General features: G+C 74.9%; 12 protein-coding genes. 10 read left to right on the top strand and 2 right to left on the bottom strand.

Features of this window, described 5'->3' with window-relative positions:
- Position 1 precedes the first annotated feature (1 nt).
- The 4 genes from BX286_RS18145 to BX286_RS18160 all read left to right on the top strand — a co-directional run bounded on the left by BX286_RS18145 (position 2) and on the right by BX286_RS18160 (position 2,535).
- Complete coding sequence (locus BX286_RS18145; RefSeq protein WP_121017684.1) at positions 2–982, top strand: CdaR family transcriptional regulator; 981 nt, start codon at positions 2–4, stop codon at positions 980–982.
- Positions 983–1,223: 241 nt separating this feature from the next.
- Entirely contained in the window at positions 1,224–1,826 is a 603-nt protein-coding gene (locus BX286_RS18150) for a class F sortase (RefSeq protein ID WP_079428432.1), read from the top strand.
- A 115-nt stretch (positions 1,827–1,941) separates the two neighbouring features.
- Positions 1,942–2,295, top strand: a complete 354-nt coding sequence (locus BX286_RS18155; protein WP_121015507.1) for a hypothetical protein — start codon at positions 1,942–1,944, stop codon at positions 2,293–2,295.
- A gap of 57 nt (positions 2,296–2,352) precedes the next feature.
- Positions 2,353–2,535 carry a hypothetical protein gene (locus BX286_RS18160; protein WP_100863359.1) on the top strand — a complete coding sequence of 61 codons (183 nt, stop codon included), beginning with the start codon at positions 2,353–2,355 and terminating at the stop codon, positions 2,533–2,535.
- Positions 2,536–2,624: 89 nt separating this feature from the next.
- Here the strand turns inward: BX286_RS18160 and BX286_RS18165 are convergent, their stop codons facing one another.
- Positions 2,625–3,038, bottom strand: a complete 414-nt coding sequence (locus tag BX286_RS18165) for a hypothetical protein (RefSeq protein ID WP_100863358.1) — start codon at positions 3,036–3,038, stop codon at positions 2,625–2,627.
- Positions 3,039–3,187: 149 nt separating this feature from the next.
- Between BX286_RS18165 and BX286_RS18170 the strand changes: the two genes are divergently transcribed.
- From BX286_RS18170 to BX286_RS36630, 5 genes are all read left to right on the top strand, one after another.
- A complete protein-coding gene (locus tag BX286_RS18170) occupies positions 3,188–4,015 on the top strand; it encodes a hypothetical protein (protein ID WP_079428441.1) in 828 nt (275 codons plus the stop codon).
- Positions 4,016–4,086: 71 nt separating this feature from the next.
- Positions 4,087–6,084: an FUSC family protein gene (locus BX286_RS18175; protein WP_121015515.1), complete on the top strand. Its 1,998-nt coding sequence runs from the start codon at positions 4,087–4,089 to the stop codon at positions 6,082–6,084.
- A gap of 39 nt (positions 6,085–6,123) precedes the next feature.
- Positions 6,124–6,843, top strand: coding sequence for a hypothetical protein (locus tag BX286_RS18180; RefSeq protein WP_121015517.1), 720 nt, complete (start codon positions 6,124–6,126; stop codon positions 6,841–6,843).
- Positions 6,831–8,090 carry a HAMP domain-containing sensor histidine kinase gene (locus BX286_RS18185; protein ID WP_079428446.1) on the top strand — a complete coding sequence of 420 codons (1,260 nt, stop codon included), beginning with the start codon at positions 6,831–6,833 and terminating at the stop codon, positions 8,088–8,090. Before BX286_RS18180 ends, BX286_RS18185 begins: the two co-directional genes overlap by 13 nt.
- Positions 8,091–8,598: 508 nt before the next feature.
- The gene (locus BX286_RS36630; RefSeq protein WP_315974744.1) at positions 8,599–10,206 is read left to right on the top strand and encodes a VWA domain-containing protein; all 1,608 of its coding nucleotides are present in this window, start codon (positions 8,599–8,601) and stop codon (positions 10,204–10,206) included.
- Between the two features lie 91 nt (positions 10,207–10,297).
- On the opposite strand, the gene aspS is transcribed toward BX286_RS36630, so the two are convergent.
- Positions 10,298–12,115 (bottom strand): aspartate--tRNA ligase, encoded by a 1,818-nt coding sequence (aspS, locus tag BX286_RS18200; RefSeq protein WP_079428450.1) that lies wholly within the window; start codon positions 12,113–12,115, stop codon positions 10,298–10,300.
- Between the two features lie 194 nt (positions 12,116–12,309).
- Between aspS and BX286_RS18205 the strand changes: the two genes are divergently transcribed.
- Positions 12,310–14,559, top strand: coding sequence for a SpoIIE family protein phosphatase (locus BX286_RS18205; protein ID WP_100863356.1), 2,250 nt, complete (start codon positions 12,310–12,312; stop codon positions 14,557–14,559).
- Positions 14,560–14,635 lie beyond the last annotated feature (76 nt).

Raw genomic sequence — 14,635 nt, forward strand, 5'->3', positions numbered from 1 at the left:
CATGCTCGGGGAGGTCTCGGCCACCGGCCGGCGGCCCGCGGACGAGGAACTGGACGCCCTCCGCGACCTCGGGGAGCACGCCGCCGAGGCCGGGTACGGCCTCGGCGCCCTGCTCGGCGCCCAGCTGACCGCCGCCCGCGCCGCGCTCGGCGACCGGGCCGCCGTCGTGGAACAGGCCGTGGACGCCGTCGCCGAGGGCCACGGCCGCGCCACACGGCTGGCACTGCGCCAGGAGGAAGCGACCCGCCACGACTTCCTCAACGCCCTCCTCCTCGGCCACACCACCCCGGACCGCCTCGCGTCGCACGCCGGGCGGTTTGGCCTTCGTATGGCCGCGTCGTACACGGTGGCCGTCGCCCGGGCGCGGGCCCCGTATGCGGACGGCGGCCCGGAGGTGCGGCGGCTGGAGCGGGCCCTGGCCGGGACGGCCCTGCTCGCCGTCAGGGAGGGCCGGCTGATCTGCGTGGCCCCCGGCGACGACGACGCGGTACCGGCCCGCTTCGCCCGGCTGGCCCACGCGGGCTCCGGCCCCGGCGGGCTCGTCGCGACCGGGCGCCCGCACCCCGGCGTGGGCGGAGTGGCCGCCTCGTACGCGGAGGCCCTGCGCGCCATCGGCCTCGCGGACCGGCTCGGGCTCGACGGCCCCGTGCTGCGCGCCGCCGACATGCTGGTCTACCCCGTGCTGACCCGGGACCGGGGAGCCCTGGCCGACCTGGTCCTGACCGTGCTCGGCCCCCTGCGGGGCGGCCGCGGCGGAGCCGTACCCCTGCTGGAGACGCTGACCGCCTTCTTCGACGCGGGCTGCGTGTCGGCGGAGGCGGCGCGGCGGCTGGACCTGAGCGTGCGGGCCCTGACGTACCGCCTGGAACGCATCCACAGCCTGACGGGCCACAACCCCGCCGACCCCGCCCACCGGTACACCCTCCAGACCGCCACCCTCGGCGCCCGCCTCCTGAACTGGCCCGCGGACCCCCTCCCGTAGCTCCAGCCCGCTGCCTCCGGCCCCGCCGGCGTTCGAGGCGCCCCTCACCCGTTCGGCCGCACCGGCCCCTGGTTTCGCAGCCACCCCCCACCCCCCACCGCCAGCTGCGAAGACTCCCCGCACACCCCCCGACACACCGATGACACCCCGTCAACTCGGGTACGTCACCGACGCGCCGACCCCCCGCACGTGGGCCACGCTCCGAGGAACCGGCCGCCCGAGCCGGCCCAGGAGGAATGCCATGTCCCGCGCCCGATGGGCGGCCGCCGCACTGACGGTCACTCTGCTCTGTACCGGCATCGCCCTGTTGCGCGGCGCGGACGGCGCAGACGGAGCGGGCCGGGATCCGGGAACCTCGACCATCGCCGACGCCCTGCCCTCCCGCGCGCTCGGCCTGTCCGGCCACCGCCGCCTCGTGCGCGAGCTGGAGCACTCCGGCACCCACGGCCACGCCCCGGCCCGCAGGAGCCGTACCGGAGCGGCCGGACCACTGCGCCCCTCACGGCCGCTGCGGCTGCGCATCCCCAGCCTGGGGGTGGACCTCCCGCTGGCCGAGGGCACACCCGCCGGTGAGGACACGGCCGGCTGGGACAGCGCCGGCCCGGCCCCCGGCTCGGCCGGGACCGCCGTGGTCACCGGCAACGGGCTCCCGCTCTCCCAACTCCGGCGGGGCCGCATCATCGAGATCCCGCGCGCGGACCACCGTACGGCCGTGTTCACCGTCGAGCGGGTCTCCCCGTACGGGGTGACCTCGCCCGACCGGGGCGGACGGGCACGGCTGCGGCTGGTCAGCGGCGAGACCTCCGTCCTCGCACGGCTGACCGGCCCCCTGCGCACCGGCTGAACCCGGTGCGCGCGGCCGCCGCCCGTCAGCCGAGGGGGGTGTTCCCGTCCCCCGGTCGGGGGCTTCTCGGCGGCGGCCGGGGAGCCGCCGGGGACGGCGGGGCAGGGAAGACCTCATGAGCGGTGCGCGGTACGCGCGGACGGTGCCGGCGCGGGCCCTGACGGTGGCCTGCGTCGCCCTGCTGTGCCTGTTCGGCGCCGGCCCGGTGGCAGCCGCCACCGCCGGGGCCGATCCCCGTGCCGCCTCCTCCGCCCCGGCCGACCCCGCCGAGGGGCAGTCGGATCCGGCCGCGGATCCCGACGGCCGGGCGGACCTACGGACGGTCGTGCGCGGGGCTCCGGCCCCGCGCGGGCTGCCGGGGACGTTTCACGTGAAACACGCGGGCGAGTCCACCCGTGTGGCCCAGGGCGGACCGGCCGGGGCGGCCGTGTCCCCGCGGACGGTACGGAGTGTGGTCCTGCGCTGCTGAGCGGGCCGAGCACGAGAACTCCCCCCGCACGCCCCCGGACCACCGTGAGGTTCCGTCATGCCCATCGACCCGTACGCCGCCCTGAACGCCATGATCCGCGCGGAGGCGGCCCGCTTCTCCCCGGCGGCCCGCAAGGACCGGCCCGCACCACAGGTCCCGGCCCGCGAGAGCGCCGCCGAGGCCCCGGAGACCGCCCCGGCCGGCGAACCCCGGCGGCACACCGAGGGCCCGGCCGCGTAACCGGCCGGGCCCGGCCATGAGGCGGCGCCGGTTGCCGCGCCCCGGCGACGGGGTACGGCAACCGGCGCCACGGCCCGGTGCGCGGGATTTCAGTCCTCCCGCGTGTAGTACCGGTAGAAGGCGACGAGCCCGACGCCGATGCCCGAGAAGAGGCCGACGACGGTCGCGCGGAGCACGGACTGGTTGGTGAGGCTGTGCAGATAGCCGACGGCGCAGCCGATGAACACCCCGTAGGCGGCGGCGTGCACCTCCCGCTTGAGCCTCGGGCCGAGCCGGGCGAGGGCGAACATGATCCCCGCGAAGATGACGCCGCAGAGGATTCCGTAGAAGACGTTGCCCGCGTCGACCGGGCCCATCTGGCGCTTGATGAAGGCCGCCCAGACCCCGTAGACGAGGCCGGCCAGCAGCGGGCGGGCCAGGGCGCCCCTGGTGATGTCGTGTGCTTGCGCCGACGCCGTCGGACGGTGGTACCGCCGCGGGGCGGTGGGGGCCGCGTGTGCCATGGCGGGCTCCTCTCTTCCAGCCTCCAGGGCACACCCGCCGCCCCGGGGCGGCAAGTGGATCACCCGTCCGGGCGGGACTCGGCCGCCGCCGCTCCCCGTACGCAGCAACGGGGGTGGCGTCGGGCGGCGCGTCCGCCTTCCCTGGTGACGTGCGCACCTACCTGTCGGCGGCCCTGATCGTGCTCGTGGCCCTCCTCGTGCCCGCGAGCGCGGTCGCGTACTGGGCCGACCGCCAACTGGGTGACGCCGACCGCTACACCGCCGCCATGTCCCCCCTCGCGACGAACCCCGCCGTGCAGGAGGTGGTCGTCACCCAGGCCGGCCGCGCCCTGTCCGGGCAGATCGAGGCGGGCCCCTTCCAGGGCGGGGTGGACGCCCTGCTCGGGGAGGCCCTGCGCTCCTTCGCCGGGACCCCCGCCTACCGGACCGCCTGGGACGCGGCCAACCGGGCCGCCCACACCGCGTTCCTGGAGGCGCTGACCAGTGGCCACGGGAACGCCGTCACCATCGACCTCGCGCCGGTGATCGCGCAGGTCAAAGGGGAGCTGGTGGCCGACGGGGTGCCGTTCGCCGACCGCATCCCCGAGACCCACCTGTCCGTGGAGGTCATGGAGTACGACAACCTCGGCGCCCTCCGGAAGGGGTTCCGCATGCTGCAGATCGCCGGGGTGTGGCTTCCCGTGCTGACCCTGCTGCTGGCCGTGGCGGCCGTGGCGGTGGCCGTGCGGCGGCGCCGCGCCGTGCTGGCCACCGGTGTCGGGATCGCGGTCGGGGCCGTCCTGCTGGGGATCGCGGTCGCCGTGTGCCGCCGCCTGACCCTCGACGACCTGCCGGCCGACATCGACCGGGCCGCCGCCGGAGCGGTGTACGACGCCCTCACCGCGTTCCTGCGCACCACCGCCTGGGTGGTCCTCGGCGTCGGTCTGGTCACCGCTCTCACCGCATGGCTGACGGGCCGGCTCCGCCGCACCCCATAAGCTCGGAAGGTACTCATCCTCCGCAGAAAGCCCCAGAAGAACCGATTCGCGAGCGGTGACACGGAAGCGGAATGACCACCGAACGACGCACCGAGCACATACCGCACGAGCCGCCCCGGGCCCGCCCCCTGGCTCCCCCCGCCTGGCTGCTCGCGGGACTGCGGCCGAGCAGGAACCCCGTCTCCTGGGCGGCGGTCGTCCGCGCCGGGATCGCGATGGCCGTACCGCTCGCCGTCGGTTTCGCCGTGGACGAGCCCGAGTACGGGGCGCTCGCCTCGATGGGCGCCCTGTCGGGGGTGATCGGCGACACCGCCGACGCCTACCGGATGCGGGTCCTGAACATCGCGCTCCCGCAGTTGCTCGGCGCGGTCGGGGTGGCCCTGGGCACGCTCGTCTACGGCCACGGCTGGGTCGCGGTCGCCGTCCTCACCCTGATCGCCCTGGTGTCCGGGATGATCTCCTCGATCGGCACGGTCGCCTCCGCGTCCGGGCTGGTGTTCCTGCTCAACGCCGTCGTCGGGGCAGGCCTGCCGATGCCCGAGCCCTGGTGGACGGCCCCGCTGCTGCTGAGCGCGGGCGGCCTGTTCGTCCTGCTGCTCACCCTGCTGGGCTGGCCGCTGCGCGGACGGCAGCCCGAACGGGCCGCCGTCGCGGCCGGCTACCGGGCCGTCGCCGACGCCCTGGAGGCCGCGGGTGGTCCGGCGCCCGTGTACGACGAGCGCCGACAGCAGGTCACGCACGCCCTCAACCAGGCCTACGACCTCGTCCTGGGCCGCCGCGCCCGGGTGCACGGGCGCAGCCCGTCCCTGGTGCGGATCCTGGCCCAGCTGAACGTACTGATCCCGCTGGTCGAGGCCGCGCCCGCCGCCCACCTGCGCGGACGCCCGCTGCCGCCCGAGGTCCCGGCAGCGGTGCGGGAGCTGGCCGCGGCCGTCGAGGAGGGCCGCACCGGAACCCCGGTCCTCGACCTGCCCGCCCCGCAGAGCCCGTCCGAGCGGGCTGTGGACGCCGCCCTGCGGCACGCGGCGAAGATCGTGCACCTCGCGGAGCCCGACCCGTACAACGTCGACGACCGGCTGGGGCGGCCCGCCGCCCTGCGGGTGCGGGCCGGGCGGGTGGTGCGCGACATGATGCTGTCCGAGGCCTCCTGGCGCTACGGGCTCCGGCTGGCCCTGTGCATCGGCCTGGCCCAGTCGCTGGTCTCCCTGGTCGAGGTGGAACGCTCGTACTGGGTGGCGCTGACGGTCACCTTCGTCCTCAAACCGGACTTCGGCTCGGTCTTCTCCCGCGCGGTGCTGCGTGCGCTGGGGACGGCGGCCGGACTGGTCCTGGCCGCCGGCGTGCTGGCGGAGGTGCCGCGCGGCTGGTGGGACGTCCCGGTGATGGTGGTCCTCGCCGCGCTGATCCCGGCGTTCTCCGCGAAGGGGTACGTCTTCCAGACCGCGGCCATCACCCCGGTCATCCTGCTCCTGTCGGACCTCCTCAACCACCAGGGCTTCGACCTGATCCGGCCCCGGCTGCTGGACAGTCTCATCGGCTGCGCCATCACCCTCGTCGCCGGCTACCTGCTGTGGCCCGAGAGCTGGCACACCCGGATCGGCGACCGGCTCGCCGACGCCGTGGACGACGCGGCCCGTTACGTGGAGTGTGCCTTCGTCCCCGTCGCCGGCGAGGCCGAACTGCGGGCGGCCCGCCAGTCCCGGCTCCAGGCCCGGCGGCGGATCTACCGCGACCTGTCGGGCGTCCGCAGCGAGTTCCAGCGGGCCCTGACCGAACCCCCGCCGACCGGCAGCCGCGCCGCCGCCTGGTGGCCGCTGGTGGTGGCCGTGGAACGGATCGTGGACGCCACCACCGCGGCCCGCGTCCGCGTCAACCACGGAGCCCCCGCCCCGCCCCCGTCCGAGGTGGCCCGTATCGCCGGGCAGCTGCGCGAGCTGGCCGAGGGGGTCCGCAGCAGCCCCGTCCTGTACCGGGTCGACATCCCCCCGGAATCCGAGGAGGCCGGCGTCCTGTCCCCCCTCCACCAGGAGGTGGCGGCCGCCCGGGCCATCGCCCAACCGGAGCAGTAACCGGGGGCCCCGGCCCCCGCCGCACGGCAGCATCGAAGCATGCGCCCCCGCCGCCGTCTGGCCGCCCCCGCCCTGGCCGCCCTCCTGGCGGTCGCGGCGGCCGGGTGCGCGGACGTGGAGGGGCTCAAGGACCAGGGCGACCAGGGCACGGTCCACGCCCCCAGGACCCTGTGGAAGGGCTACTTCCCCGACCCCCCCGGTCCCGGGCAGCAGCCCGGCGCGGCCGCCGTGGTCCCGGGCCTGCCCAAGGTGCCGGGGCTGAGCATGCGCGGGGTGGACGCGCTGGCCGTCGTACGGGCCGACATCACCTCCGCCACCGCCGAGGACGGCGGCACCGGCCGGCTCGTGGACCCCCGGGCCGTCCAGCGGCTCGCGCTCTGCACACAGGCTGTGGACGGCGGACCCTTCTGCCCGGTGCGGCCGGGGATCCTGCACGATCTGACCGGCAACGGCAGGGAAGAGCTGATCACCGCCCTGGACGTGGACGGCCGCCTGAGCGAACTGCGGGTCTACACCGTCCAGGACGACGGCAGGATCGCCCGCATCCTCTCCCGGCGCGGCGTCCTGGAGGGCGTGGAGGTGGCCGCCGAACACCTGGCCGTCCGCGAACCGACCTCGAACCCGGTCTACATCTCCGTCTCCGACTACGTCTGGGACCCGCACACCAAGAGCATGAGCCTGTCGCAGCTGACCCTCGACGACTGTCCCACCCTGACCGACGTCCCGTTGAGCGCGGACCGGCAGCGATGCGCGCGCTGAGCAGCCTCCGCTGGAAGATCGCCCTGACCACCACCCTGGTGTGCTGCACGGTGGCCGCCGCCCTGGGGATCGCCGTGCACAACGTGGTCGCCCGGCAGGTCGTCGGGGAGGTCCGCAAGGAGGTGGACCGCGCACTGGAGCACGCCCTCGGCCACTACGAGTACGGCACCGCCCACGGCGACGTGCACGCCGCCCTCGACCCGCCCGGCCTCCCGGGCCCCCTGCGCGAGCTCGTCGCACACGGCCGCACCGGCAGCATGGTCGGCACCTACCAGGGCAAGCCCGTCATGTGGGCCGCCGGCCCCGCCGACCGGCAGGCCCTCGCGGTCTGGATCCCGTACGAGAGCACCCGTGCCCGGCTCCGGGACCTGGACACCGCCATCCTCGCCTCCTCGGCCCTCGCGGCCGGGGTGGTCGCCCTGGCCGGCCTGTTCCTCGCCAACCGGATCAGCCGCCGCCTCACGACCACCGCCGCCGTCGCCCGCCGGATCAGCGCCGGCGACCTGGACGCCCGGGTCGGCTTCCCCGCCGAGGGGGGCGCCCGAGGCACCCACCGCTCCCCCGACGAGGTACGGGACGTCGCACAGGCCCTGGACTCGATGGCCGCCTCGCTCCAGGAACGGCTGGAGGCGGAGAAGCGGTTCACGGCCGACGTCGCGCACGAGCTGCGCACCCCGCTGACGGGTTCACTGGCCGCCGCCGCGCTGCTGCCCGAGGGCCGGCCCAAGGAGATGATCGAGGACCGGCTGCGGGCCCTGCACCTGCTCACCGAGGACCTGCTGGAGATCTCCCGGCTGGACTCGGGGGTGGAGCGCGCCGACCTGGCGCGGGTGGAGCTGGGCCGGGCCGTACGGCGGGCCGTCGCCGGGTCCCGGCTCGGCGCCGAGGTCCGGGTGGTCCGGGACGCGGTGGTGCTCACCGACCGGCGGCGCCTGGACCGGATCCTGGCCAACCTGCTGGTCAACGCCCACAAGCACGGGCGGCCACCGGTCGAGGTCACGGTGGAGGGGCCGGTGGTGACGATCCACGACCATGGGTCCGGCTATCCCGCCGAACTGGTCGAACAGGGCCCCCAGCGCTTCCGCACGGGAGATCCCGGCCGCGGCCGCGGCCACGGTCTGGGACTGACGATCGCGGTGGGCCAGGCGGCCGTCCTGGACATCGCCCTCAGCTTCGCCAACGCCCCCGACGGCGGCGCCCTGACCACCCTCCGTCTCCCGGTGGGACGGCTGCCGGAGGGGAGTTGAGGGAGGTCAGGTCGGGGTGTTTCACGTGAAACACCCGGCTGGACAACTGGGCGTGCCCATCGGCCAGATCGCCCGGACGCACGGAACGTCTGATGATCGGCCGGAGCTCGCGCACGCCTTCCTCCGGTGGCTCCGTACGAAGAATCCGGCCGCGGCGGCAGACGCGGGCTGCGCCGATGCGGCGGCGCGGGGATGAACGGTGGATGAACCCGGCACGGCGGAGGGCCAGTTCGTGCGGGCGGGCGGGTTGGGTGGTAGGACGGGCACCACGAAGGGCGCCCCTGCCGTCGTTCCAGCCAAGGGGCCGATAACCTTACGTGTCCACTCTGGGCAGGGATCAACCGCGCAGCACGGACAAATGACGCACGCACTCATGCGAAAGGCCTGGCCCATGGGTATTCGGAGCTTGTTGCGCAAGGTGTTCGGAAGGACTGCGGAGCCGGTCCCCGAAACGTCGGACGCCCCAGCGGCGGCCGTTCCCAACCAGGCCGAACGCACGCCCTTGGACGTGGCGGCCGAGCTGGTGGCGGCGTCCTTCGACAACCCGACGGTCCCGCCGCAGTCGGCACCGCGCGACCGTGAGGCGGGCACCCTCCTCACCGCCCCCGCCCCCACGACGGACCCCTCCGTCCCGGAGGCCCGCCGCCCGACCCCCACCCCGCCCCCCGCCGAACCGGCCAGGGAGCCCGCACCGCAGGCGCAGGGCAACCCCGAGCCCCAGGCCGACACCGAGGCCCCCGCGGACACCGAACCCCTGGCCGCCCAGGCCGAGGAAGCCGCACCGCAGGCACAGGACACCCCCGAACCGGCGGCCGCCGAGCCCGCGCCGGAAGAGCCCCTGGCCGCCCAGGCCGACACCGAGGCCGCCGCGGACGCCGAACCCGTGGCGACCCCGGCCGAGGCCACGGCAGCGCAGGCACAGGCCCCCGCCCCCCAGGCGGAGCCGGCCCCCGCAGCCGAACCGGCCGACGAGCCCGCGGCGCAGGCGGCGGAAACCACCGCCCCCGAGCCCCAGGCCGACACCGAGGCCCCCGCAGACACCGAACCCCTGGCCGCCCAAGCCGGCGAAGCCGCGCCGCAGGCACAGGACACCCCCGAACCGGCAGCCGCCGAGCCCGCGCCGGAAGAGCCCCTGGCCGCCCAGGCCGGCGAAGCCTCGCCGCAGGCGCAGGAGGCCCCCGAGCCGGTGGCCGCAGCACCCGAGCCCCTGGCCATGCAGGCCGATGCGGAGGCCGGGCAGGCGCCCGCCGCCTCCGCGCCGCAGGCGGAGGAAGCCCCCCAGCCGGTGGCCGCAGCGGCCGAGCCCGTTGAGCCGGAGGCACAGGAGGTCCCCGAGCCCGTCGCGCCGGAGGCCCCCGCCCCGCCGGCGGAGCCGGAGGCCGAGCCCCTGGCCGCGCAGGCCGACGCCGAGCCCGAGCCCCGGCCGGAGGCGGAGCCGGAGGCCGAGCCCGTCGGCGGGCCCGCTCTGCCCGCCTCCGCGGTGCGGCGGAAGGGCGGGGCGGTCGGGGCGGCGTACAAGGCCGCCGGACAGGTGCTCCGGGCCAAGGGGAAGGCCGGGGCCCGGGCCAAGGTGTACCTGGTCCTCGACCGCTCCGGCTCCATGCGCGGGTTCTACAAGGACGGCAGCGCCCAGTACCTCGCCGACCACGCCCTGGCCCTCGCCGCCCACCTGGACGAGGAGGCCACCGTGCACACGGTGTTCTTCTCCACCGAACTCGACGGCACCGCCGAACTGACCCTCGACGCCCACGACGAGTCCTGGGTCGAGGCCCGCCACGGTGAACTCGGCCGGATGGGCCGCACCAGTTACCACGTGGCCGTGGAGGCCGTTGTCGAGCGGTACCAGAAGGACGGCGGCACCAGCCCCGCCCTGGTCGTCTTCCAGACGGACGGCGCCCCCGACAACGTCCGCCCCGCCCGCCAGGCGATCGCCGACGCCGCCGCCACCGCCCCCGGCATCCACTGGCAGTTCGTCGCCTTCGGCGACCACGACGCCAAGGCCTTCGACTTCCTGCGCAAGCTGGACGCCGAGAACGCCGGCTTCTTCCACGCCGGCCCCGCCCCCGCGGAACTGACCTCTGCCGCCCTCCTCAAGGGCGTCCTCGACCGGTTCTGACGGCCGGCGGCGGCGGACAAGACGAAGGGCCCGGGATCCGCGAGGATCCCGGGCCCTTCCCGCTCCCTACGAGAGCGCCGGCGCGGCGGCGTTACCGCGCGGCGTCCGGGTGCACGGCCTCGGCGACCGGCTTCGCGTCCGCGGCCTTCGTCTCGACCGGCTTGCGCAGCGCGATGTTCAGCTCGCGCAGACGGCTCTCCTCCAGCACCGTCGGCGCGCCCATCATCAGGTCCTGGGCGTTGCCGTTCAGCGGGAAGGCGATGGTCTCGCGGATGTTCGGCTCGTCGGCCAGCAGCATCACGATGCGGTCCACGCCCGGGGCGATGCCACCGTGCGGCGGGGCGCCCAGGCGGAACGCGCGCAGCATGCCCGCGAACTCGCGCTCGACGGTCTCGGCCTCGTAACCGGCGATCTCGAAGGCCTTCAGCATGACCTCGGGCTCGTGGTTGCGGATGGCGCCGGAGGACAGCTCGATGCCGTTGCAGACGATGTCGTACTGCCAGGCCAGGATGTCGAGCGGGTCCTTCTCCTGCAGGTCCTTCATGCCGCCCTGCGGCATGGAGAACGGGTTGTGGGAGAAGTCGATCTTGCCGGTCTCCTCGTCCTTCTCGTACATCGGGAAGTCGACGATCCAGCAGAAGCGGAAGACGTTCTCCTCGAAGTGGCCGGCGCGCTTGGCGGCCTCGACCCGGACCGGGCCCATGATCTTCGAGACCTCGTCGAACTCGCCCGCGCCGAAGAACACGGCGTGCCCGGCGGCCAGGCCCAGACGCTCGGTGAGGACCTTGACGTCGTCCTCGGTGAGGAACTTGGCGATCGGGCCGGTCAGCGAACCGTCCTCGCCCACGCGCACCCAGGCCAGGCCCTTCGCGCCCAGCGAGACCGCGTAGTCGCCGAGGCCGTCGAAGAACTTGCGCGGCTGGGCGGCCGTGTCCGGCACGGCCAGCGCACGCACGTGCTTGCCGGCGAACGCCTTGAACTCCGAGCCCTCGAAGACGTCGGAGATGTCGACGAGCTCCAGCTTGGCGCGCAGGTCGGGCTTGTCGTTGCCGTACTTCAGCATCGACTCGCGGAACGGGATCCGCGGGAACGGCGAGGTGACCTCGCGGCCGCCGCCGAACTCGGTGAAGAGCTCGGTCATCAGGCGCTCGATCGGCTGGAAGACGTCCTCCTGCTCGACGAAGGACATCTCCACGTCGAGCTGGTAGAACTCGCCCGGCGAGCGGTCGGCGCGGGCGTCCTCGTCACGGAAGCAGGGCGCGATCTGGAAGTACCGGTCGAAGCCGGAGATCATCAGCAGCTGCTTGAACTGCTGCGGGGCCTGCGGCAGGGCGTAGAACTTGCCCGGGTTCAGGCGGGAGGGGACGACGAAGTCGCGGGCGCCCTCGGGGGAGGTCGCGGTGAGGATCGGCGTCGCCATCTCGTTGAAGCCGAGGGCCACCATCTTCGAACGGATCGAGGCGATCACGGCCGAGCGCAGCATGATGTTGCGGTGCATGCGCTCGCGGCGCAGGTCGAGGAAGCGGTACTCCAGACGCCGCTCCTCGTTCACCCCGTCGTCGGTGTTGATCGTGAAGGGCAGCGGGGCGGAGGCGCCGAGCACCTCGACCTCGGTGACCTCGATCTCGATCTCGCCGGTGGCGAGCTCGGGGTTCACGTTGTCGGCACCACGGGAGACGACCTTGCCGTCCACGCGGACGACGGTCTCCTTGGTGACGCTGCTGAGGGCCTCGTTCGCCGCGGTACCGGGGCGGGCCACGAGCTGCGTGATGCCGTAGTGGTCACGCAGATCGATGAAGAGGATGCCGCCCAGGTCTCGACGATTGTGCACCCAGCCGCTCAGCCGGACGTCGGATGCGACGTCGGAGGCACGGAGCTCGCCGCACGTGTGGGACCTGTACCGATGCATCAGTCATCCAGTTCTACGCGTTTTCCAGGTGGACTCAACCCTCCCAAGGTTACCGTCCGGCAGCGGTACGTACCGGGCGTGCCCGGAGCGCGGGGGCCGACGCACCGGAGCGCAGCGGCCGGCGCACCCGCGGCGGCGCGGGCGGGGGGGCTCCGGACGGGCGGCCCGGCCGGGTGACCTGTAAAGATGGCCGGGTGCGCACCGAGGACGTCCTGGCCGCCATCGCGACCGGCCTGTGGCGGTGGGACAACGCTTCCGGAACGGTCACCCTCGACGGCGAGGCCGCCCGGCTGCTCGGGCTGCCCGCCGAGCCCGTCGTCCTGCCCGAGGCGGCCGCCCGCGCGCGTTTCCACCCGGTGGACTGGAACGAGATCAACGGCATCGTGAACCTCGCCGTGGCCGAGGGCACCCTCGCCGAGGCCCGGCTGCGGATCATGGACGAGGACGGGCGGGTGCTGCGCACCGTCCGCAGCCGCTCCAAGCCCGTGGAGAACCGGACCGCCGACGGCCGCGTCGACTACGAGCTGATCGGCACCATCCAGGAGATCGCCGAACCCCAGCCCGGCACCACGGCCGCGCACACCCCGATCACCGGCGACTGGCGGCGCTCCCGCGAGGCCTTCCTGCTGGACGCCGGCCGGGCCCTTGCCGAGGCCCGCTCCACCGCCGAGGTGCTGCGGGTGGCGGCCTCGCTGTCCATGCCGGGCTTCAGCCCGGACGGGCTGGCCGTCTTCGGGATGGAGGGCGACCAGCTGTCCGTCATCGGCCACCACGGGCACGCCCCCGGCGACGAGGGCCCCTTCTCGGCCATGGCCCTGGACACCGACTACCCGGCGGCCGAGGTCGTCCGGACCGGCCGGGCGATCTACCTCCCCACGCCGGAGGACTACAAACGGCGCTTCCCGGTCACCTGGCCGCTCGCCCGGCGCTTCGACCGGGCCTCCTGGGCCTTCCTGCCGCTGATCGTGGCCGGGCGGACCCTGGGGGCCTGGATGGCCGCGTTCAAGCACCCGGTGACCTTCTCCCCGGACGAGCGGTCGGTGCTGACGACCGTGGCCCGGATGCTCGCCCAGGCCCTCCAGCGGGCCGGGGTGGCCGAATCGGAACGGGAACTCACCACCGGCCTCCAGCGGTCGATGATGCCGCAGCTCGGCCCCGACATCCCCGGCATGACCATCGCCGCCCGCTACGTCCCCACCGGCGGCGGGCTCCAGGTCGGCGGCGACTGGTACGACGTGATCCCGCTCCCCTCCGGCCGCTTCGCCCTGGTCATCGGCGACGTCCAGGGGCACGACGTACGGGCCGCCGGGCTGATGGGCCAGCTGCGCATCGCCGTCCGCGCCTACGCCTCCGAGGGGCACCGGCCGGACGCGGTGCTCTCGCGCGCCTCCCGCTTCCTGGCGGGGCTGTGCTCGGCGCCCGCCCGGGACGAGGACCCCGGCGCGGGTTCCGGTCCGGACGCGGACGCCGACGCCGACTTCGGCAGCCCGCGGTTCGCGACCTGCCTGTACGTGGAGTGCGACCCGCGGACCGGCACGCTGGAGATCGCCCGGGCCGGGCACCCCGACCCGGTGGTGCGGATGGCCGACGGCACGGTGCTGATGCGGCCGACGGCCGGCGGGCTGCCGCTCGGGATCGTCCCGGACACCGACTACCCCACGACGCGGTTCGCCCTGGAGCCCGGCGAGACGCTGATGCTGTGCACGGACGGGCTGATCGAGACCGGCGGGCACGACCTGGACACGGGCTGGGCGCGGCTGCGCGCGATCCTGGAGTCCGACGCGCACGACCGCGCCGCCCCCGGTGAGGGCGGCGAGGGCGGCGGGGACGCGGACAACCACCTGGAGCGCCTGGCCGACCTGCTGGTCCAGGCCGTGCACGGGCCCTCCTCGCACCACACCACGGGCCCGCTGGCCGACCGCCGCGAGGACGACATAGCCGTGGTGCTGCTGTGCCGCGAGAGCCCGAGCTGCGGCTGCGGGACCCCCGCCGAGCACCCGGTGCGGCCCGCCCGGCGCACGATGCTGACCGTGGCCCAGGCCGAGCCGGCCCGGATCGCGGGCGCCCGGCGGCAGGTGCGGGAGCTGCTGCACGACTGGGCGGACGCCGAGCAGGTGGACTCGGCGGTGCTGATGGTCTCCGAGATGGTGACGAACGTGCTGGTTCACACCGACGGGGACGCGCTGCTGGTCGCGGAGGCGGCGGGCGAGCGGGGCGTGCGGCGGCTGCGCGTGGAGGTGGCCGACGCGAGCGACGAGCTGCCGCACAAGCGCCACCCGGGCGAGATGGCCTCCAGCGGCCGCGGCGTGCTGCTGATGGAGATGCTGGCCGACGCCTGGGGCGTGGATCCGCGCGGCGAGGGCAAGTCGATCTGGTTCGAGCTGTACGAACGGGCCAAGCCGGACGGTGACGAGGACCGCGAAGCCCCCGGGCCCGCCGACTGACCGGCCGGCCCCGGTTGACCGAAAGGTCGGCCCGGCCATGCCCATGCCCATGCCGACCCCGAGCCCGAGCCCGGCC

The organism is Streptomyces sp. 3211.6 (assembly GCF_003634815.1).
Classification (GTDB): domain Bacteria; phylum Actinomycetota; class Actinomycetes; order Streptomycetales; family Streptomycetaceae; genus Streptomyces; species Streptomyces katrae_A.

Coding starts and splice junctions, on each gene's coding strand:
- BX286_RS18145 (WP_121017684.1), top strand. CDS start 2: ATGCTCGGGGAGGTCTCGGCCACCGGCCGGCGGCCCGCGGACGAGGAA.
- BX286_RS18150 (WP_079428432.1), top strand. CDS start 1,224: ATGTCCCGCGCCCGATGGGCGGCCGCCGCACTGACGGTCACTCTGCTC.
- BX286_RS18155 (WP_121015507.1), top strand. CDS start 1,942: ATGAGCGGTGCGCGGTACGCGCGGACGGTGCCGGCGCGGGCCCTGACG.
- BX286_RS18160 (WP_100863359.1), top strand. CDS start 2,353: ATGCCCATCGACCCGTACGCCGCCCTGAACGCCATGATCCGCGCGGAG.
- BX286_RS18165 (WP_100863358.1), bottom strand. CDS start 3,038: ATGGCACACGCGGCCCCCACCGCCCCGCGGCGGTACCACCGTCCGACG.
- BX286_RS18175 (WP_121015515.1), top strand. CDS start 4,087: ATGACCACCGAACGACGCACCGAGCACATACCGCACGAGCCGCCCCGG.
- BX286_RS18180 (WP_121015517.1), top strand. CDS start 6,124: ATGCGCCCCCGCCGCCGTCTGGCCGCCCCCGCCCTGGCCGCCCTCCTG.
- BX286_RS18185 (WP_079428446.1), top strand. CDS start 6,831: ATGCGCGCGCTGAGCAGCCTCCGCTGGAAGATCGCCCTGACCACCACC.
- aspS (WP_079428450.1), bottom strand. CDS start 12,115: ATGCATCGGTACAGGTCCCACACGTGCGGCGAGCTCCGTGCCTCCGAC.